16 protein-coding genes are annotated in these 18,906 nt (G+C 64.4%); 11 read left to right on the top strand and 5 right to left on the bottom strand.

Translation table 11 applies throughout. The features are described from left to right. Positions 1–48 precede the first annotated feature (48 nt). Complete coding sequence (locus tag BB28_RS25785) at positions 49–204, bottom strand: hypothetical protein (protein WP_165690398.1); 156 nt, start codon at positions 202–204, stop codon at positions 49–51. Positions 205–298: 94 nt separating this feature from the next. Here BB28_RS25785 and BB28_RS06755 point away from each other — a divergent pair, with 94 nt between their 5' ends. From BB28_RS06755 to BB28_RS06730, 6 genes are read left to right on the top strand one after another with little or no spacing between them, the layout of a single operon-like run. Then, a complete protein-coding gene (locus BB28_RS06755) occupies positions 299–718 on the top strand; it encodes an HIT family protein (RefSeq protein ID WP_046252941.1) in 420 nt (139 codons plus the stop codon). 53 nt (positions 719–771) lie between these two features. After that, positions 772–2,043: an MFS transporter gene (locus tag BB28_RS06750; RefSeq protein WP_030094849.1), complete on the top strand. Its 1,272-nt coding sequence runs from the start codon at positions 772–774 to the stop codon at positions 2,041–2,043. A gap of 10 nt (positions 2,044–2,053) precedes the next feature. Beyond that, positions 2,054–2,887, top strand: a complete 834-nt coding sequence (locus BB28_RS06745; RefSeq protein ID WP_046252940.1) for a mycofactocin-coupled SDR family oxidoreductase — start codon at positions 2,054–2,056, stop codon at positions 2,885–2,887. Continuing rightward, a complete protein-coding gene (locus tag BB28_RS06740; protein ID WP_046252939.1) occupies positions 2,884–4,251 on the top strand; it encodes an FAD-binding oxidoreductase in 1,368 nt (455 codons plus the stop codon). The genes BB28_RS06745 and BB28_RS06740 overlap by 4 nt, the downstream gene beginning before the upstream one ends. A 50-nt stretch (positions 4,252–4,301) precedes the next feature. Then, positions 4,302–5,543, top strand: coding sequence for a cytochrome P450 (locus BB28_RS06735; RefSeq protein WP_046252938.1), 1,242 nt, complete (start codon positions 4,302–4,304; stop codon positions 5,541–5,543). A gap of 39 nt (positions 5,544–5,582) precedes the next feature. After that, a complete protein-coding gene (locus BB28_RS06730) occupies positions 5,583–6,194 on the top strand; it encodes a TetR/AcrR family transcriptional regulator (RefSeq protein ID WP_046252937.1) in 612 nt (203 codons plus the stop codon). Here BB28_RS06730 and BB28_RS06725 read toward each other — a convergent pair. Beyond that, the gene (locus BB28_RS06725) at positions 6,097–7,293 is read right to left on the bottom strand and encodes an acyltransferase family protein (RefSeq protein ID WP_046252936.1); all 1,197 of its coding nucleotides are present in this window, start codon (positions 7,291–7,293) and stop codon (positions 6,097–6,099) included. The two genes, BB28_RS06730 and BB28_RS06725, sit on opposite strands and share 98 nt — an antisense overlap. Then, on the bottom strand, positions 7,290–9,086 hold the full coding sequence (locus BB28_RS06720; RefSeq protein ID WP_030094843.1) for a DEAD/DEAH box helicase: 1,797 nt from the start codon (positions 9,084–9,086) through the stop codon (positions 7,290–7,292). Before BB28_RS06720 ends, BB28_RS06725 begins: the two co-directional genes overlap by 4 nt. Positions 9,087–9,176: 90 nt before the next feature. On the opposite strand from BB28_RS06720, the gene BB28_RS06715 reads away from it, so the two are divergent. From BB28_RS06715 to BB28_RS06700, 4 genes are read left to right on the top strand one after another with little or no spacing between them, the layout of a single operon-like run. Further along, on the top strand, positions 9,177–9,749 hold the full coding sequence (locus BB28_RS06715) for an LppP/LprE family lipoprotein (protein ID WP_030094842.1): 573 nt from the start codon (positions 9,177–9,179) through the stop codon (positions 9,747–9,749). Positions 9,750–9,785: 36 nt separating this feature from the next. Next, positions 9,786–13,211 (top strand): TM0106 family RecB-like putative nuclease, encoded by a 3,426-nt coding sequence (locus BB28_RS06710; protein WP_046252935.1) that lies wholly within the window; start codon positions 9,786–9,788, stop codon positions 13,209–13,211. A gap of 20 nt (positions 13,212–13,231) precedes the next feature. Continuing rightward, positions 13,232–14,560 carry an FAD-binding oxidoreductase gene (locus BB28_RS06705; protein ID WP_046252934.1) on the top strand — a complete coding sequence of 443 codons (1,329 nt, stop codon included), beginning with the start codon at positions 13,232–13,234 and terminating at the stop codon, positions 14,558–14,560. Continuing rightward, positions 14,557–14,910 carry a nuclear transport factor 2 family protein gene (locus BB28_RS06700; RefSeq protein WP_046252933.1) on the top strand — a complete coding sequence of 118 codons (354 nt, stop codon included), beginning with the start codon at positions 14,557–14,559 and terminating at the stop codon, positions 14,908–14,910. Before BB28_RS06705 ends, BB28_RS06700 begins: the two co-directional genes overlap by 4 nt. On the opposite strand, the gene BB28_RS06695 is transcribed toward BB28_RS06700, so the two are convergent. Both BB28_RS06695 and BB28_RS06690 read right to left on the bottom strand, forming a co-directional pair. Continuing rightward, a complete protein-coding gene (locus BB28_RS06695) occupies positions 14,860–16,362 on the bottom strand; it encodes a DHA2 family efflux MFS transporter permease subunit (RefSeq protein WP_191985250.1) in 1,503 nt (500 codons plus the stop codon). The two genes, BB28_RS06700 and BB28_RS06695, sit on opposite strands and share 51 nt — an antisense overlap. Further along, positions 16,349–17,620, bottom strand: coding sequence for a Bcr/CflA family efflux MFS transporter (locus BB28_RS06690; protein ID WP_030094837.1), 1,272 nt, complete (start codon positions 17,618–17,620; stop codon positions 16,349–16,351). The genes BB28_RS06695 and BB28_RS06690 overlap by 14 nt, the downstream gene beginning before the upstream one ends. Before the next feature lie 390 nt (positions 17,621–18,010). On the opposite strand from BB28_RS06690, the gene BB28_RS06685 reads away from it, so the two are divergent. Then, positions 18,011–18,766 carry a hypothetical protein gene (locus tag BB28_RS06685; protein WP_046255601.1) on the top strand — a complete coding sequence of 252 codons (756 nt, stop codon included), beginning with the start codon at positions 18,011–18,013 and terminating at the stop codon, positions 18,764–18,766. The last annotated feature ends 140 nt before the right edge of the window (positions 18,767–18,906 follow it).

Genomic DNA, 18,906 nt, shown 5'->3' with positions numbered 1-18,906 from the left:
CATCGGCATGCGAGGTACCACCGAGTTCAACCGGCGAGGCTTGGGTGATCACCGCGGGCGCCAACCCCAGCCCAGCAGCGCAAAGCCGACGCTGCACCACTCTGACCGGGCCAACACCGCCAACGCCTCGGAAGCGCTCAACGCATCGATCGCATCAGCACAGAAGGCATCAACCGCAGCCCCCAACACCCCAATCGAATACATGTTCGGACGCTAATCCCGCCCATCGGCACCCAGCCATGCCCTGAAACAGCTGTGACAGAAGTGAATTGATCTGCCGACCCGCTACGGTGTGCTCATGTCGTGTGTCTTCTGCGCCATTGTCGCCGGCGAGTCGCCATCATTCCGTGTGTACGAGGACGAGACGACGCTCGCCTTCCTCGATATCCGCCCCATCACCCGCGGACACACCCTGGTGATCCCGAAGGCCCACGCACAGGACCTCACGGATCTGAAGCCCGATGACGCCGCCGCCATCATGACGGTGGCCCAGCGCATCGCCAACGCCATGCGCGATTCGGAGCTGCAGAGCGATGGCACCAACCTGGTGCTCAACGACGGCCGCGTCGCATTCCAGACGGTCATGCACGCGCACCTACACGTGGTGCCGCGACGCGGAGGCGACAAACTTGCCTTCGCAAAGGGATTCATGGTTCGTCGCGATCCCAACCTGGAAGCGACCGCCCAGATCATCCGCGCAGCGGTGCAGGCCAACTAGCCAAGAAATTCGCTCGACCGCCCGCACAGCTCGCTGCTACGTTTTTCCGCGACATGTCCTCTCCGACGGCGGATTCGCCGACAATCGATCAGGTGAATCGCCGGCCGGTACTCCTGCTGCTCTTCGCATCCGTTGTGGCCGCCATCGGCAACGGTGTGTCGATCGTGGCGATCCCCTGGCTGGTGCTGCAGCGCACCGGCTCGGCCGCGGATGCCGCGATCGTCGCCGCCGCCGGCACCCTGCCCCTGGTCTTCTCCACCCTGATCTCGGGGACCGCGGTCGACTTCTTCGGGCGCCGCAAGATGTCGATCATCTCCGACGTTCTCTCGCTGTTATCCGTCTCTGCCATACCGATTCTGGCGATGACGACCGGGCTGAGCGTGCCGCTGCTCGCGGGCCTCGCCGCACTCGGCGCCATCTTCGACCCCGCCGGGATCACCGCACGCGAATCAATGCTGCCTGCGGCGGCGAAGGCTGCCGGCTGGTCCCTCGACCGGATGAACAGCATGTACGAAGCGGTGTTCAACGTCGCCTACATCGTGGGACCAGGTCTAGGAGGTCTGCTGATCGCCTCCATCGGCGGTGTCAACACCATGTGGGCCACCGCTGCGACGTTCGTCGTGTCGGTAGTGGCCATCACCTTCCTCAAGGTCGACGGCAGCGGGAAACCGGCCGCCGAAACCAAGCCCACCGGTGTCGTCAGCGGTGTCGTCGAGGGATTGAAGTTCGTCTGGAATGTCAAGATCCTGCGCACCCTGGCGCTCATCGACATGGCCATCACGGCGCTGTACCTGCCGATCGAAAGTGTATTGCTGCCCAAGCACTTCAGCGACGCCGGAACACCTCAGCAGCTCGGCTGGATACTCATGGCCATCTCGGTCGGCGGACTGCTCGGCGCCCTCGGGTACGCCACCATGGTGCGCTACGTCCAACGCCGCACCATCATGCTGTGCGCCACCTTCACCGCCGGCATCACCACGCTGGGTATGTCGCTCCTGCCGCCCATCGCGGTGCTGCTGGTACTGGGCGCATGCCTGGGCTTCATCTACGGACCGGTGGCGCCGATCGCCAACTACGTGATGCAGACCCGCTCCCCCGAACACTTGCGCGGCCGGGTGGTGGGCGTCATGACCTCCACCGCGTACTGCGCCGGGCCGCTCGGATTCATGCTCGCCGGCCCGATCGCCGACAAGTTCGGCGTCGCCTCGACCTTGACGATCATCGGCATACCCATGATCCTCATCGCCGTCGCCAGCACGCAAATGCCCGTCTTGCGGGAGTTGGACCGGGGCGAACAGCGGCCCCACAACGATCCCACTCGGTAGGGTCGGCTTCGTGGCTGATTTCGAGAGAAGAACTGCACTGATCACCGGCGGCGCACGCGGCATGGGGCGTTCGCACGCACTGGCGCTGGCCGAGGCGGGCGCTGATATCGCGATCTGTGACCGCTGCGAGAACAGCGACGTCGTGGGGTATCCGCTGGCAACCGAGGACGACCTGGCCGAGACGGTCGCGATGGTCGAAAAGACCGGGCGGCAGTGCATCTCAGCCAAACTTGATGTGAAGGACCGAGCGGCGCTGGAGGCGTTCGTCACCGAGACCGAGGAGTCACTCGGCGGAATCGATATCGCGATCACCAACGCTGGTATCAGCACCATCGCACTGCTGCCCGACGTCGAGTCGGCCCAATGGGACGAGGTTATCGGCACCAATCTCACCGGAACCTTTAACACCATCGCGGCCGTGGCACCCGGCATGATCAAGCGGAACTACGGCCGGATCGTCACGGTCTCCTCGATGCTCGGCCACAGCGCAACGTGGGCGCAGGCCTCGTACGTGTCGTCGAAGTGGGGCGTCATCGGACTGACCAAGGTCGCCGCGCATGACCTCGTCGGCTACGGCATCACCGTCAACGCCGTCGCACCGGGCAACATCGAAACCCCGATGACACAAAACGATTTCGTCTTCGGCATGATGCGGCCCGATCTTGAGAAGCCGACCCTCAAGGACGTCGAGTCCGTCTTCGCATCGCTGCACCTGCAGTACGCCCCCTTCCTCAAAGCCGAGGAAGTCACCCGCGCCGTGTTGTTCCTGGCTCACGAAGCCAGCTCGCACATCACCGGGACGGTGCTGCCGATCGACGCCGGCGCGACAGCGCGAATGATATGAGCCAGACCGCCCTCGACGAGCTCGCAACCACCCTCGGCGAGGGTGCGGTCATCACCGATCCGGATATCACCGCCTCCTATCGACAGGACCGCGCCTTCGATCCTGACGCCGGAACGCCCTTGGCGGTGGTACGTCCCAGCAGCACTGAGCAGGTCTCCGCGACCCTGAAATGGGCCAGCACCCATCACATCCCCGTCGTGCCCCGCGGTGCGGGCACTGGACTATCCGGGGGGTCGACCGCCCAGGACGGCGCTATCGTGCTGTCGACCGAACGGATGCGCGCCATCACGATCGACACCACCACGCGTGTCGCGATCGCCCAGCCCGGCGCCCTCAACGCGGAAGTAAAGGCCAGCGCCGCCGAACACGGTCTCTGGTACCCGCCGGACCCATCGTCGTTCGAGATCTGCAGCATCGGCGGCAACATCGCGACCAACGCCGGTGGGCTGTGCTGCGTCAAGTACGGCGTCACCACCGACTACGTGCTGGGCATGCACGTCGTCCTGGCCGACGGCACAATCCTGAGACTGGGCGGGCCGCGACTGAAAGATGTTGCTGGACTGAGCCTTACAAAGCTCTTCGTGGGCAGCGAGGGGTCCCTGGGGGTCATCACCGAGGTCACGCTGCGGCTACTGCCCCCACAACCGCCGCCGTGCACCGTGGTGGCGACGTTCAATTCGGTAACCGAGGCGGCCGATGCGGTACTGGCCATTACCGCACAGATCCGGCCTTCAATGCTGGAGTTCATGGACTCGGTGGCGATCAACGCGGTTGAGGACAAATTGAAGATGGGGCTGGACCGCGAGGCCGCCGCCATGCTCGTCGCCCGCTCGGATGAACGCGGTCGAACGTCGGCAGAGGATGCGGACCTTATCGCACGGATCTTTACCGATCATCATGCTGCCGAGGTCTTTTCCACCGATGACCAGGAGGAGGGCGAGGCCTTCGTCGCGGCACGAAGGTTCGCGATCCCTGCGGTGGAAGCAAAGGGGCCGCTGCTACTGGAAGACGTGGGCGTTCCACTCCCCAAGCTCGCCGAGCTGGTGAAAGGAGTGGAAGCCATCGCGACACAACACCGGTTGCTCATCTCGGTGATCGCACACGCCGGTGACGGCAACACCCATCCACTGATCGTGCACAACCCCAACGACCCCGATGAGTCGCAGCGCGCCCATGCCGCGTTCGGCGCGATCATGAATCTGGCGATCTCTTTGGGAGGCACCATCACCGGCGAGCACGGGGTGGGCCGCCTCAAGAAGCCATGGTTGGGCGGCCAGGTCGGCCCGGAGGTGCTGGAGGTCAATCGCCGAATCAAACAGGCTCTCGACCCGGCGGGCATCCTCAACCCAGGGACGCTCGTCTAGCTTCGCCAAAGAGCCTTGACACCCTGGGCCATATGCCTTACACATAAGACATGTCACTTGATGTGTCTCACGCAGTTGTGCCGCGCTACATCCCCGGAGCCTCCGACAACTGGACCGATCCCTGGCCGATGTACGAAGCCCTGCGCGACCACGATCCGGTACACCACGTGGTGCCCGAGCATGCCCCCGCCGATGACTATTACGTGCTCACCCGGCATGCCGATGTCTACGAGGCCGCTCGCGATTGGGAGACGTTCTCCTCGGCACGGGGTCTGACCGTCATGTACGGCGACCTGGAGAAGACCGGCATGGGCGATAACCCGCCCATGGTCATGCAGGACCCGCCCACGCATACCACTTTCCGCAAGCTCGTCTCCCGCGGATTCACACCGCGCCAAGTCGTCGCCGTGGAACCCAAGGTGCGCGAGTTCGTGGTGGAATGCCTTGAGCGCCTCAAGGAACGCGGCGAGGGCGATATCGTCGTAGAGCTGTTCAAACCGTTGCCCTCGATGGTTGTCGCGCACTACCTCGGGGTGCCCGAAGAGGACCGCGCACAGTTCGACGCCTGGACCGATGGCATCGTCGCGGCGGCATCCGGCGGCGCCATCGACATCGAGGCCATGCAGGGCGAGGTCGCTCAGACCATCGGTGAACTGATGATGTACTTCACCGGGCTGATTGAACGACGACGTGCCGAACCCGAGGACGACACCGTGTCGCACCTGGTCGCGGCGGGCGTCGGTGCGGACGGAGATATCAGCGGGACGCTCCAGATCCTCGGTTTCGCATTCACCATGGTGACGGGCGGTAACGATACGACCACCGGAATGCTGGGCGGTGCAATACAACTGCTGCATAAATATCCCGAACAGCGGCGAATGCTGATCGAGGATCCATCGCGCATTCCGGGAGCGGTCGAGGAATTCCTGCGCCTGACATCTCCGGTGCAGGGGCTCGCGCGCACCGCGACCCGCGATGTCACCATCGGTGATACCACCATTCCGGCGGGGCGGCGTGCGCTGCTGCTCTACGGCAGCGCCAATCGCGATGAGCGCGAATACGGAGATGATGCAGGCGAACTGAATGTCCTGCGGAACCCGGGCAAGCTACTTACCTTCAGTCACGGGAATCACCACTGCCTGGGAGCCGCCGCGGCGCGCATGCAATCGCGGGTGGCTCTTGAGGAACTACTCACCCGCATACCGGATTTCGAGGTCGACATGGACGGAGTCACCTGGGCGGACGGCTCGTATGTGCGAAGGCCCCTGACGGTCCCCATCCGCGTGCGATGATCTTGCGATGAGCCGCGTGCGCGAAGAGCGTGAACCAGCGTGAGCTGGTTGGCCGACACCCGAACATCGGTAGCCGCGGAGAAGATTCTCGACGCAGCTGCCGAGCTGTTCGTGCGCGACGGGGTCGCCGCCGTCGGCATGAATGAAATCGCCAAGGCCGCCGGCTGTTCCCGCGCGACGCTGTACCGGTACTTCGAGAACCGCGAGGCGCTGCACATCGCCTACGTGCACCGCGAGGCACGAACCATCACCGGACAGGTCACCACAGCGGTCGCCGGAATCGACGATCCGACGGAACGTCTGGTGAGTGCCGTACTCACCAGCCTGCGAGTGGTGCGCGAAAACCCGGCGCTATCGGCCTGGTTCCGTCCCGGCGAGTATGTCGGCGGATCACTCGCCTTACATTCGGAAGTTCTGAACGCCATGGTGTCGGCGTTCGTCGACGGCACAGTCGCGGACCCCGAATCCCACCTGCGGGCAAAATGGTATGTCCGGGTGATCATCTCGCTGCTGTCCTACCCGGAGGACAACCCCGACGACGAGCGCACTCTGATCACGGAGTTCGTTGCACCAATGATCTCCGCAGACGTGAACCCCACGCCAGCAGCATCTGCGCAGCCCGGTGAATCAGCCACGACGCAGGCACGCTGAACACCATCGTCACCAAGAAAACGATGACCACCGACCCGGTGTAGACGTGGTAGTGCAGTAGGTCGACCATCACGATCTCCATCAGGATCATGTGGATCAGGAACAGCTCGTAAGAGATCTCCCCCAGCCACACCATGGGCCGCGACGAGAGAAACCTGACATACCAGCCGTTGTCACCCAACCCGGCGGGCGCGACCAGCAATGTGGCAATCACCACGTAGAAGATCGATTTGGTCAGCGCTTGCGGCAGTGCCCACGGCGAGGTGGTCGGGTCTCCGGCTATCCGCGTGGACACGATGAGGTAGCAGATGATCGCGAGCGGCACAGTCACCAACGCGTAGCACCGCACACCCATCACGGCGAGAACGGACAGAATCATGCCGCCCACGAACCATGAAAGGTAGGCCGGAAGCCATAGCTTCGCACCGTCCGGAAGGGCACTGACTGTGTACACCAGCGTCATCCATGCCGGTGTCACCAGGACCAGACCACCCAGACCGACCAGCAGGCGCACCGGATGCCACTGGCCCCCACAGAGTCTCTTGATCAGCAGCCACGCCAAGAAGGGCAACGCGACGTAGAACGCCGCCTCGACGGCAAGGCTCCAGATCTGGGTCATGCCTTGATGGATATAGCGATACCCGTAATTGGAGGTGTAAATCTGGGTGAGCGTGAGGTTTCGCAGTAAGCCCAGCCAGGTGTGTCCGGGGTTCGGATACTGATCCCGGATGTGATACCAGGTATACGCGATCGCCACCAGAATCCAGTACGCCGGCATGATGCGCCGAAACCTGTGCCAGGCATAGCGTTTCACCGAAGGTGAGGCAGTACCGTCAGCAGCGGCCCGCACCCAGGGCAGGAACAGCAAGAACCCGGACAGAACGAAGAAAATCGGGACACCGATCTCCAAACGAGCCTGCATCAGGTGCAGATAGGCCCGCCATGGAGAGACGCCGTCGACGACGTAGTTCCCGGTGCTGTAGGCCGCGTGGGTGGCCACCACGAGGGTCGCGGCCACCGCCCGGATACCCGTGAGCGCAGCGACGCGTCCGGGACCATGGACGACGGGGGCACTGTCAGTCGCGGGGACCGCCGTCATGGTTTCTTGGGGGACCGCTTGGGACGCTTCGCCTCCGACCGTTTGTGGTCCGTGTGCTTGTGGTCTGGGCGCTTGCGATCCGCGAACTTGCGCGCCGGGCGCGCACCATCGGGCCCACCCGCGGGGCGCAGTTCGATGAGTACACCGGAGATCCGGGTGTTCTCCAGCGCTTTCAATGTCTTGGGCGACAGCTTGGCGGGCAGCTCCACAAGTGAGTGATCCGGGCGGATGGTGATGTGCCCGAAGTCGCTGCGATGCAGACCGCCTTCGTTCGCGATCGCGCCCACGATGGCGCCCGGCATCACCTTGTGCCGCTTGCCGACAGCAATGCGATACGTCGCCAAGCCGGGAGTCTGCGTGCGCGGTTCGCGGGGCCCGCGCTCGGGGCGTTCCCCACGCTCGTGGCGAGGATCGCGAGGCGGATCGGGCTTCAGCAGGAACTGCTCGCCGTCGCGCGACAGTACCGCCAGCGCTGCCGCGATATCGGCCACCGGCACATTGTTATCGCGTTCGTAGTCCTCGACGAGCCGGCGGAACAGTTCGATTTCCGGTGCCGCGAGCGCAGCGGTGATGGCATCGCGGAACTTCGTCACTCGCTGGGCATTGACATCGTCGACCGACGGCAGCGGCTCCTCGGCAAGCCGGGCACCGGTGGCCTTCTCGATGGCCTTGAGTAGGTGCCGCTCACGCGGAGAGACGAACAACACCGCGGTACCCGAGCGGCCCGCGCGACCCGTGCGGCCGATGCGGTGCACATACGACTCCGTGTCGTGCGGAATGTCGTAGTTGAGGACGTGGGAGATGCGTTCGACGTCCAGACCGCGGGCGGCAACATCGGTGGCCACGAGGATGTCGATGGTCCCGCTCTTGAGCGCGTTGATGGTCCGCTCACGTTGCGACTGGTTGATATCGCCGTTGATCGCCGCCGCGGCGAATCCGCGTGCCTTGAGCTTTTCGGCCACCTCCTCGGTGGCCTGTTTGGTCCTGACGAACACGATCATCGCCTCGAACGTCTCGACCTCGAGGATCCGGGTGAGCGCGTCCATCTTGCGGGGGCCGGCCACCTGGATGAAGCGCTGAGTGATGTTCTCGGCCGTGGACGTCTTTGCCTCGACCTTGATCTCCACCGGGTCGTGCAGGTACTTCTTGGTGAGCCGGCGGATGGTGGTGGGCATGGTGGCCGAGAACAGCGCCACCTGCTTGTACTCGGGAGTATCGGCCAGGATGCGTTCGACATCCTCGGCGAAGCCCATGGTGAGCATCTCGTCGGCCTCGTCCAGCACCAGATAGTCCAGATGCGACAGATCCAACGTGCCGCGCTCGAGGTGATCGATGACACGCCCCGGTGTCCCGACCACAACCTGAGCCCCCCGCTTGAGGCCCGACAGCTGCACCACATACGACTGACCGCCATAGATCGGCAGCACATTCAGCTTGGGCATATGGGCGCCGTACCGGCCGAACGCCTCGGCGACCTGCAACGCCAGCTCACGTGTGGGCGCCAGCACCAAGGCCTGGGTGTTCTTCGAGGTCAGATCGATTTTAGAGAGGATGGGGATGGCGAACGCCGCCGTCTTCCCCGTACCGGTCTGCGCCAGGCCCACCACATCCGAACCTGCCAACAACGGCGGGATGGTGGCGGCCTGAATCGCCGACGGTGTTTCGTACCCCACGTCGGACACCGCACGCAGCACCTCGGGGGCGATCTGTAGGTCCGCGAAGGTGACGGCGTCATCCGCGCGTGGTGCACTCGATTCGCCGGTGTCGGGCGTGGGGATATCTGTAGAGGTCATGGCGTCAAGAAGTCTAGGCGCTATAGCGCTCAACTCCCGCCTCCGTGGCATCTTCGGTAAATGTCGGTAGTGTGCGGGGCCGTGCGAAGGATGGATTTGGTGGCCGCGCTGACCGTGCTGCCGGCTGTGCTCGCCCTTGCCTGCGCGTGCACCGGCGGCGACAGCACGGTATCCAAGACGCCAACCAACACCATTGCCTCACCGTCGCCGACACCCTCTTCTCCCGGCACCGCGGGCCCCACGTCCAAGCCCAAACCCCCGCCGTCGACCAACGACGACTGCACGGTGAACCTGAAGGACCCGGCCATCGCGGCGGCTATCGCACTCTTACCCCCGGGACCCAATAGCGCCGCCACGTGGAATCCGGTACCGGTAGCGGGCAACTACAGCAAGTGCGCTCCCCTGTCGGCGATCATCGTCACCACCGACAGCGGAGCCACCCACGCTGCCGATTCCGCCACCCGTGCAGTGTTCTTCCATCTGGGTGGTGTGATCTCCCATGGTGTCCCCGACACCTACGGTTACAACGCCATCGACCTGTCGGCGAGCACCCTGGACACGGTGGTGCTCAATTTCTCCAACGGCATTCCCGGTCTCGAAAGTGTGGTGTCGTTCCGCTGGAATGGATCTGGCGTGGAAAAGGTGCAACAGGCCGGACAGTAGCCGCGATCCGTCGGTGCCAGCACCTACAGTGATCGGGTGTTCGTCCTCGACGGCCGGGTCGTCTACAGCGCTTCGGATCTTGCCTCCGCCGCCCGCTGTGAATACGCCCTGCTGCGGGTGTTCGATGCCAAACTCGGATGGGGCCCTACGCCCCCACGTGACGATGAACTACTGGCGCGCACCGCGACTTTGGGCGACGCTCACGAAGCCCACCACCTTGCCGAATTGCAGAAACGCTTCGGCTCCGGGGTGGCCAGCATTCCCTTTCCTCCCACATTCACACTCGACGGGCTGAATGCTGCGGCGGCTGCGACCAAACGGGCCTTCGACGACGGGCACCCGGTGGTGTACCAGGCCGCCATGTTCGACGGCCGGTTCCTCGGGTTCGCGGACTTCGTGGTTCGGGAGAGTCAGACATACCGTGTCTGCGATACCAAACTTGCCCGCAGCGCCAAGGTGACGGCATTGCTGCAGTTGGCGGCCTACGCCGACAGCCTGATGGCGACGGATGTGCCGGTGTCGCCGGAGGTACGGTTGATTTTGGGTGATCGTTCGACCGTCGACTATCCAGTCGCCGATCTGGTTGGCGTGTATCGCCAACGACGAATCCAGTTGCAGGACTTGCTTGATCGCCATTTGGCGGGAGGCGCTGCGGTGCAGTGGTCAGATGCGCACGTGCGCGCCTGCTTCCGTTGTCCCGCGTGCGAGCCGGAAGTCGATCGCACCGACGACTTGTTACTTGTCGCGGGCATGCGGATCAGTCAGCGTGCCGCACTGTTGGAGGCCGGAGTCGGCACCGTCGCAGAACTGTCCGCACGTGTCGAGCCGGTACCCGATCTGTCGGCGCGCAGTCTGCAACAGTTGGTGGCACAGTCTCAGTTGCAGGTGCGCCAACGCGAGAGTGGTACACCACAATTCGAGGTGGCCGACCCGATTCCGCTGGGTACGATGCCGGCACCCAACCCTGGCGACATCTTTTTCGACTTCGAGGGCGATCCACTCTGGACGGCAGACGGCGTGCAATGGGGGCTGGAATACCTCTTTGGCGTGCTTGAGTACGACCGATCCGGAAATGAGAAGTTCCGGCCTATTTGGGCCCACGATCGCCACAGCGAGCGCAAAGCCCTGACCACCTTCCTGGACCTGGTAGCCAAACGTCGCCGCCGATATCCAGGCATGCACGTCTACCACTACGCGGCGTATGAGAAGACCGCGCTGCTGCGCCTTGCGGGGCGGTACGGCGTCGGCGAGGAGCAGATCGACGATCTCCTGCGCGACAACGTGTTGGTCGACCTCTATCCCGTGGTGCGCAAAAGCATTCGCTCCGGATCCAGCGGTTATGGGCTCAAGGCGCTGGAGCCGCTGTTCATCGAATCCGGAAAACGCTCCGGTGATGTCACCACCGCAGTCGACTCGATCAACGAATACGCACGCTACTGCGCGCTGCGCGACAGCGGCGACCCCGCGGCGCAAGAGGTGTTGGATTCCATCGCCGAGTACAACCGGTATGACTGCGCCTCCACGCGCAAGCTCCGAGACTGGCTACTGGTACGAGCATTCGAGCACGGCATTACCCACTTGTCGTCTCCTGCCGCTATCGGCGAAAAGGATGAGCCGCAGCCCGATGAGGTCGGCGGGGCGTTGGCCGCGTTCGTCGGCGATGCCGACCCCACCGACCGGCGCGCCGATCAAACGGCGGCGGCCATGCTTTCGGCGGCGCGCGGATATCACACCCGTGAGCGAAAACCATTCTGGTGGAGCCACTTCGATAGGTTGAACAACCCCGTCGACGAATGGGCCGACACGGCGGGAGTCTTCATCGTCGAGGGCGCGGAGCTGATCGAGGACTGGCATAAATCAGGTAGCCAGCGCAAGCTCCGGCGACACGTGAGGCTGACGGGCGACCTCGCTGGCGGCGTCCTCGACGACAGCGTCTACGCGCTTTACGAGCCGCCCGCTCCCGCGGGGCTCGGCGACGGGGACCCCGACCGCCGGGCATCTGGTTCGGCCACCGTAGTGGAGATCACCGAATCCGGCGGCGTACCCGTGGATGTGACGATCCAGGAGCTCACGCCGAAGAACGGCGAGGTATTCGCGGAGATGCCGATGGCCCTCGCACCCGGCGCACCGGTGATGACCAAGGCACTGGAGTCCGCCATCGAGCACGTCGCTGCGGATGTTGCCCATGGCCTTCCCGATATGCCCAGCACCGCATCCATCGATATTTTGTTGCGCCGCAACCCTCGTGGTGCCCCATTGCCACCTGTCGGCAACGGCGGATACGCCGAAGCCATCGCTTCCGCGTTGCGGAATCTGGACTCGTCCTACCTTGCCGTGCACGGCCCACCGGGAACCGGTAAGACCTTCACGGCGGCGCGCGTCATCGCCGAACTAGTGACGCGGGAAGCGTGGCTTGTCGGTGTGGTGGCCCAATCCCACGCCGTTGTAGAGCACCTCCTCGATCAGATAGTCGCGGCGGGTGTGCCCCCGGAACGGGTGGCCAAGAAGGCCTCGCCCTACAGCGGCGATGCCGCGTGGACCCAGATTCGGGACAGCGACTATGCGGGGTTCATCGCATCCCACGCCGGTGAGGGCGCCGTCATCGGTGGCACCGCATGGGATTTCGCGAACACCACCCGCGTGGCCGATGGCGTGCTGCGGCTGCTGGTCATTGACGAGGCGGGCCAGTTCAGTTTGGCGAACACGCTGGCAGTCGCACGGGGAGCACAGAACCTGCTGCTGCTCGGTGATCCGCAGCAGCTGCCGCAGGTGTCGCAGGGTGTGCACCCCGAGCCGGTGGACTGCTCCGCGCTGGGCTGGCTGGTCGAGGGCCATGGCGCGCTACCCGCCGAGCGGGGGTACTTCTTGGAGCGCTCGTACCGGATGCATCCAGCACTCTGCCAACAGGTTTCACAGCTTTCGTACGATGGTGAGCTCGAGTCCGCCGCCCCGACACGCAGTTTGGCCGGGCAGCTGCCCGGGGTGCGGACGCGGCTGGTGGATCATCACGGAAACGCGACCAGCAGCCCGCAGGAAGCCGAGGCGATCGCTTCGGAGATCACTGGGCTCATCGGTTCGGAGTGGACCGATGAATCCGGGACCCGGCCATTGGCGCAGTCCGATGTGCTGGTGGTGGCTCCGTACAACGCGCAGGTGTTGACGGTGCGAGCCGCGCTGGCCGCTGCCGGATTGGACGAGGTGTTGGTGGGGACCGTGGACAAGTTCCAGGGCCGCCAAGCACCGGTGGTTTTCGTATCGATGACGGCCTCGGCCGTAGATGACGTACCGCGTGGGATGTCGTTCCTGCTGAACAGAAACCGCTTGAACGTGGCGATCAGCCGCGCGAAGTTCCAGGCGGTGATCGTCCGATCGCCGGCATTGACCGAGTATCTGCCGGCCACACCCGACGGACTGGTGGAGCTGGGGGCGTTCTTGGCGCTAAGTCCGGACCTGGCGCAGTAGCCCATGCCAGACTGAGGTCTATGTCCGCGCTCGTCGATGCCCTTGTCCAGATCGTTGGCGATCGGTATGTCAGCACCGACGCTGACGTGCTGGCGGGACGGACCATCGATCACACCGGACGCTATCGTGGTGCCGCGAGCCTGCTGATCCGCCCGGGATCCGCCACGGAAACCGGCGCAATCCTGAAGGCCTGCAAGGAGCACGGGAACCCCGTCACCACCCAGGGCGGCCGCACGTCGATGGTCGCCGGGACAGTTCCCGAGCATGACGATGTACTGCTGTCCACCGAGCGACTCACCGAGATCGGCCCCATCGACACGATCGATCGACGCGTACGCGTAGGTTCCGGCGTCACCCTGGCCGCACTGCAACAGGCCGCCGCCAAGGAGAACCTGCAATTCGGCGTCGACATCGGCTCCCGCGACTCGGCCACCCTGGGCGGCATGGCATCCACCAACGCCGGCGGCCTGCGCACGGTGCGCTATGGCAACATGCGCGAGCAAGTCATCGGCCTACAAGTTGTCCTGCCCGACGGATCAATCATGGAGCGCCACAGCGATGTTCGCGCCGACAACACCGGCTACGACCTCACCAGCCTGTTCGTCGGAGCCGAGGGCACCCTCGGCGTCATCACCGCGCTCGAACTGCGCCTGCACCCGGTACCGAAACACAGCGTTGCCGCGATCACCGGGTTCGACGATCTGGATCAGCTGGTCGAGGCGAGCCGGATTTTCCGCGACCTCAGCGGAATCGCGGCTCTGGAACTCATGGACGCCAGGTTGGGCATACCAAGCCCCGTCGCCAACCCATGGCTGCTGCTCATCGAGCTCGCCCGCGACAGCGATCCCACCGAAGACCTCGCCGAGGCGCTCGATGCCGCCGGAGTGGCGGATCAGGCCGCCGTCGGTTTGGATGCCACCTCCCGCGAACGGCTTTGGCAGGTGCGCGAATCCATCGCCGAGGAGCTCGGCGTGTACGGCCCACCCCTGAAATTCGATGTCGCGCTGCCCTTGACACATATCGGTGAGTTCGAGCAGCGCGCTACCGCTCTCATCGCCGCGACCGTACCCGATGCGATACCCGTGCTGTTCGGCCATGTCGGCGAGGGCAACTTGCACTTAAATGTGTTGCGCTGCCCCGACTCCACCGCGTTGTATCAGCCCATGATGACGCTCATCGCCGACCTGGGCGGCAATGTCAGCTCTGAGCATGGCGTCGGGACGATCAAACGTGACTATCTCGGCATGGCGCGCACACCGGGCGACATCGCCGCCATGCGCGCCGTCAAAGCAGCCTTCGATCCCACCGGATACCTGAACCCGGCGGTGCTGTTCGCCGCGCGAGCATGACACTCACCGTCGATCCCCACAGGTTCAGTCGGGACTGGTTCGCGGCGTGGAACGCGCACGACATCGACGCGGTACTCGCGCATTTCCACGACAAGGCCGTCTTTACCTCCGCCTATGGTGCCGAAATCGCCCCGGAAACCGGGGGTGTCTTTCGGGGCAAGGACGCCATTCGCGCCTACTGGGCCGATGCCCTCACCCGCAACCCTGACCTACATTTCGAACCGATCGGCACGTACGTGGGCGCGAAGGCCCTTGTTATCAACTACCGAAACCACCGGGGCGGCCTCGTCAACGAGGTCCTAATCTTCGACGGGGACAATGTGATCGAGGGGCACGGCACCTACCTTTAGGGCAACCGGCCTCATGAACAACGCCGCCAGCAGGCCGACGGCCAACGCGACGATACCCAACAGCATGGATTGCGCCATCGCCGCCGAGAACGGCGCGCGTAGCCCCGGCGGCAGCACCCCACTGGAAGCGGAATCGGCTGGCATTGAAGGGATTTCAGCAGCCAAACGTGCCGTCATCAATGCCCCCATTGCCGAACTGCCCAGCACGCCTCCGACCTGGCGCAGCGTGTTGTAGACACCGGAACCGGCCCCGGCCACCTCGGAGGGCAGATTCCGCGTCGCGGTGGTCGCCAATGGCCCCCAAATGCATGCCATGGCAGCACCGATACCCGCCGCAGGCAACATCAACTGCCACATCTGCGTCTCGGGCCGCATTAATGCCGTCCACCACAACGTGGACGCGATCATCAGCATGACACCGCCGCCGATCAGCATCGAGGGACGCACCCGGTCGACAAGCCAGCCGGTCACCGGCGCCAAGATCCCACTCACGATCGCGGTCGGTGCCTGCGTCAACGCCGCCTTAGTCGGCGAGAAACCCAGCGCCAATTGCGTGTAGAACATCATGGGCAAACCGGTGGAGATCACACAAAAGCCCATCGACGCGATACCGACACCGGCGAGCGAGAAGTTGCGGTCCGTGAACAACCGCAACGGAATCAGTGGCTCACCCCGATTCACCGACTGCCACCACACGAATACGCCCAGGACCGCCAGACCGGCGGCCATCATCCCCCACACCCCGGGCGCCCAGTGAAAGCTCTCCCCCTCCTGCAGCGCGAACACGAACGCGAACATACCCACAGCCGAGAGCGCCATGCCCAGTAGATCCAGCCGATGCGGATGCGTCGCCATGCGCGGAATGTAGATGGCGCCCAGGATCATTCCCAGCACACCCACCGGAACGTTGACATAGAAGATCCACTGCCAACCCCACCCGTCGACCAACAGGCCACCGGCAACCGGGCCCACCAGAGTCGCGATCCCGGCCACCGCCCCCCACACCCCCATTGCGGTTCCGCGCCGCTGTGGGGGAAACACTCGCTGCACCACCGTCAGTGTCTGCGGCGTCAACATCGCCGCGCCGAACCCCTGCACTACCCGGGCAGCGATAAGCCATCCGATCGATCCGGCGAGCCCGCACCACAAGGAGGCGGCGGTGAAAACCGCCAACCCCGCCAAGTACATGGACTTCGGGCCGAACTGATCCCCGAGCCGCCCGGTGATCAGCAGCGGCACCGCGTAACCCAGCAGATAGGCACTGGTGACCCACACCGTTGCCGAGTAGTCGGCACTGAAAGCGGCCTTGATGGCGGGATTGGCGACCGACACGATGGTCGAGTCGAGCAGGATCATGAACAGTCCGAAAAGCACCACCCACAACGTCGTCCACGGTCGCGGATAGTCCTGGCGTACAGCTCCGGAATCCAGTTGCCGCTCAGGTGGTGGCACGGCTTCTCACGGCGGCCAACCCCGCCAGGGCCAGCACAACGCCGACCATCATGACAACGGCCACCGCGAGTGCGTTATTGCCCAACGCGCCAACCAGCGGTGCGATCACGGCTCCGACACCGAACTGCGCGGCGCCCAGCACCGCCGCCGAGGTACCGGCCGCCTCACCGTGGCGAGACAACGCCAGGGCAGGCGCGTTGGGAATGACGAATCCCATGAACGCCATCAATGTCCACACCGGAGCCACGAAGCCGACGAGCCCACCGACCCCGAGCCCAGCCAGCACCAGCAGTACCGCGGCCGGAATCAGAGCCAGCGACAGGCACCACTGCACGATCTGCTGGGGTTCGAACCGTTTGAGCAACACCACATTCAGCTGTGAGGCCGCGACAAACGCAACGGCGCCGGCACCGAACGCGATCGCGAACACCTGCTGATTCATGCCGTACTGGCCCTGCAGCACAAACGATGCACCCGAGATGTAAGCGAACAGGCCTGATAGCGACAGTCCGGCGACGAGCGCCAGAACCACGAACACCTTGTCACGCAGAAGATCGCGATAGGTCCGCAAGATTGCCTTCACCTGCAATGGACGCCGGGCGGCCGGCGGCAGCGTCTCGGGCAGCGCCAGGACCGCGAGGATCAGCAGCAGCACTCCCAGAAATGACAGTGCCGCGAACACGTGCTGCCATGACCCGTGCACCAGCACTGCCGCCCCCAGCGATGGGGCGAGGATCGGCGCGATACCGATCACCAGCGTGAGTCGGGAGATCACGGTGGCGGCCGCCTTGTCGGTGTAGAGGTCGCGCACCACGGCCATCGCCACGACCATCGCCGCCGCGGCACCCACGCCCTCGATCGCCCGCAGCACACCCAGCACCACGATGTTCGGAGCCACCGTGATAGCCAGCGACGCCAAGATATGCAGGGTCGCCCCGGCGATCAGCGGCAGACGCCGCCCCAGCGAATCCGATAACGGACCCACGAGGAGCTGTCCCAGTCCCAATCCCAGCAGCGTCCCCGTCAGGGTCAGCTGCGTCAGGGTCGAGTTGACGTGCAGATCCGTCCCGATGTCGGGCAGTGCCGGGAGGTACATGTCGATGGTGAGCGGCCCCAGTGCAACCATCGCACCCAACACGGTGATAAGCCACGCCCTGCCCAACCGGGTGGTGGGGGGCGATACGGAATCGACCGGTGTCGGAGCGTCCGTGGTCGTCTCACTCCGGGCAGCTGTCATCTCAGTGGTCAGCGCTCGCACGCCGCAAAACCTTCCGTTTCCTCAACAAATGTGAGTTGCATCTCACCGATTCCATGCCCAGGGACAGTGTGGTGAGTCGCCCCCGGTACCAGTCCTGCACCATATCCCCATCGACGTCGCCGAACCTCTGGCGCGACCCGAATAAGTCAATCAACGCCGCCGACTTTGCTCGCCGCTATCCGAATCCGTCTCGCGACCTACCGATCCACTACCGCACCCTCGGTGGGCAAAAGCGCTGGATGAGGTCAAGCAGTCATCTGAAACACACCCGATGAACCCCGGAGTAGGAACGAAAAGCACTCGCCATTCGTCTTCATTACTGTGAAGACAAAATCTTCGCTCACAATCAGTGGACCCATCCAGCCCACCGCACTGAAGGAACACACGCCGATGAGCACTCGCTTCACCGAACCGCAGCGGCAGCTCGCCCTGGGAGGCAAGGGTAAAGAAACCAAAGTCGGAGCCTCCGGCAAGGTGCTCTCGCTGATCCTGGACCAGAGCACCAAAGTTCAGGAACCCGCGGTCCGCGCGTATGTCCAGAAACTACGAGCCTCCCACCCGGGCGCAGCACCCGGCGACGTCATCACCATGTTGGAGAAGCGCTATCTGGCGACGGTGATGGGCAGTGGCGCAGCAGTCGGCGCCGCCGCCGCCTTCCCCGGAGTAGGCACTCTGGCGGCGTTGTCGGCCACCGCCGGAGAGGCAGTGCTGTTCCTGGAGGCGACGTCCCTGTTCACCCTCGCACTGGCGGCGGTCCACGACATCGAGGTCGCCAAGATCGAACATCGGCACACGCTGGTGCTCGCTGTCCTGCTCGGCGAGGACGGTGAGACGACCGTCTCGGACGTGCTGGGCAAGGAACGCACCGTCGGCGGCGGCTGGCTGGCCGAGGCGACCTCGACGCTGCCGGTACCCGCGCTCAGTCATCTCAACGCCACCCTGCTCAAGCGGTTCACCAAGAAATTCGCGGTGAAACGCGGGGCCATGGCGTTCGGCAAGCTGTTGCCGGCCGGAATCGGCGCCGTCATCGGCGCTGGTGGCAACCGGTTCATCGGCAAGCGGATCATTACCAACGCACGTAATGCCTTTGGTCCGCCACCGACCGTGTGGCCGGTGCAACTGCGTCTGGTCGCGCCCAAGACCTAGTAACCGGAAGGGTTGGCTGTTCACGGTCCAGCCACCCTTCGGCCATCAGCGGCGCCGATGATGTCGCCTCTGTCATATCACCGTGACACCTCACCCCTTTTGGCGACGCGTTAGCCTGGTAGCGGTCGCTGAACGGACTG

Source organism: Mycobacteroides chelonae CCUG 47445 (assembly GCF_001632805.1).
In the GTDB taxonomy this organism is placed as follows: domain Bacteria; phylum Actinomycetota; class Actinomycetes; order Mycobacteriales; family Mycobacteriaceae; genus Mycobacterium; species Mycobacterium chelonae.
This window is presented reverse-complemented; position numbering and strand designations above follow the sequence as displayed.

Coding starts and splice junctions, on each gene's coding strand:
- BB28_RS06685 (WP_046255601.1), top strand. CDS start 18,011: ATGAGCACTCGCTTCACCGAACCGCAGCGGCAGCTCGCCCTGGGAGGC.
- BB28_RS06715 (WP_030094842.1), top strand. CDS start 9,177: ATGGATTTGGTGGCCGCGCTGACCGTGCTGCCGGCTGTGCTCGCCCTT.
- BB28_RS06725 (WP_046252936.1), bottom strand. CDS start 7,293: ATGACGGCGGTCCCCGCGACTGACAGTGCCCCCGTCGTCCATGGTCCC.
- BB28_RS06700 (WP_046252933.1), top strand. CDS start 14,557: ATGACACTCACCGTCGATCCCCACAGGTTCAGTCGGGACTGGTTCGCG.
- BB28_RS06720 (WP_030094843.1), bottom strand. CDS start 9,086: ATGACCTCTACAGATATCCCCACGCCCGACACCGGCGAATCGAGTGCA.
- BB28_RS06735 (WP_046252938.1), top strand. CDS start 4,302: ATGTCACTTGATGTGTCTCACGCAGTTGTGCCGCGCTACATCCCCGGA.
- BB28_RS06750 (WP_030094849.1), top strand. CDS start 772: ATGTCCTCTCCGACGGCGGATTCGCCGACAATCGATCAGGTGAATCGC.
- BB28_RS25785 (WP_165690398.1), bottom strand. CDS start 204: ATGTATTCGATTGGGGTGTTGGGGGCTGCGGTTGATGCCTTCTGTGCT.
- BB28_RS06740 (WP_046252939.1), top strand. CDS start 2,884: ATGAGCCAGACCGCCCTCGACGAGCTCGCAACCACCCTCGGCGAGGGT.
- BB28_RS06705 (WP_046252934.1), top strand. CDS start 13,232: ATGTCCGCGCTCGTCGATGCCCTTGTCCAGATCGTTGGCGATCGGTAT.
- BB28_RS06755 (WP_046252941.1), top strand. CDS start 299: ATGTCGTGTGTCTTCTGCGCCATTGTCGCCGGCGAGTCGCCATCATTC.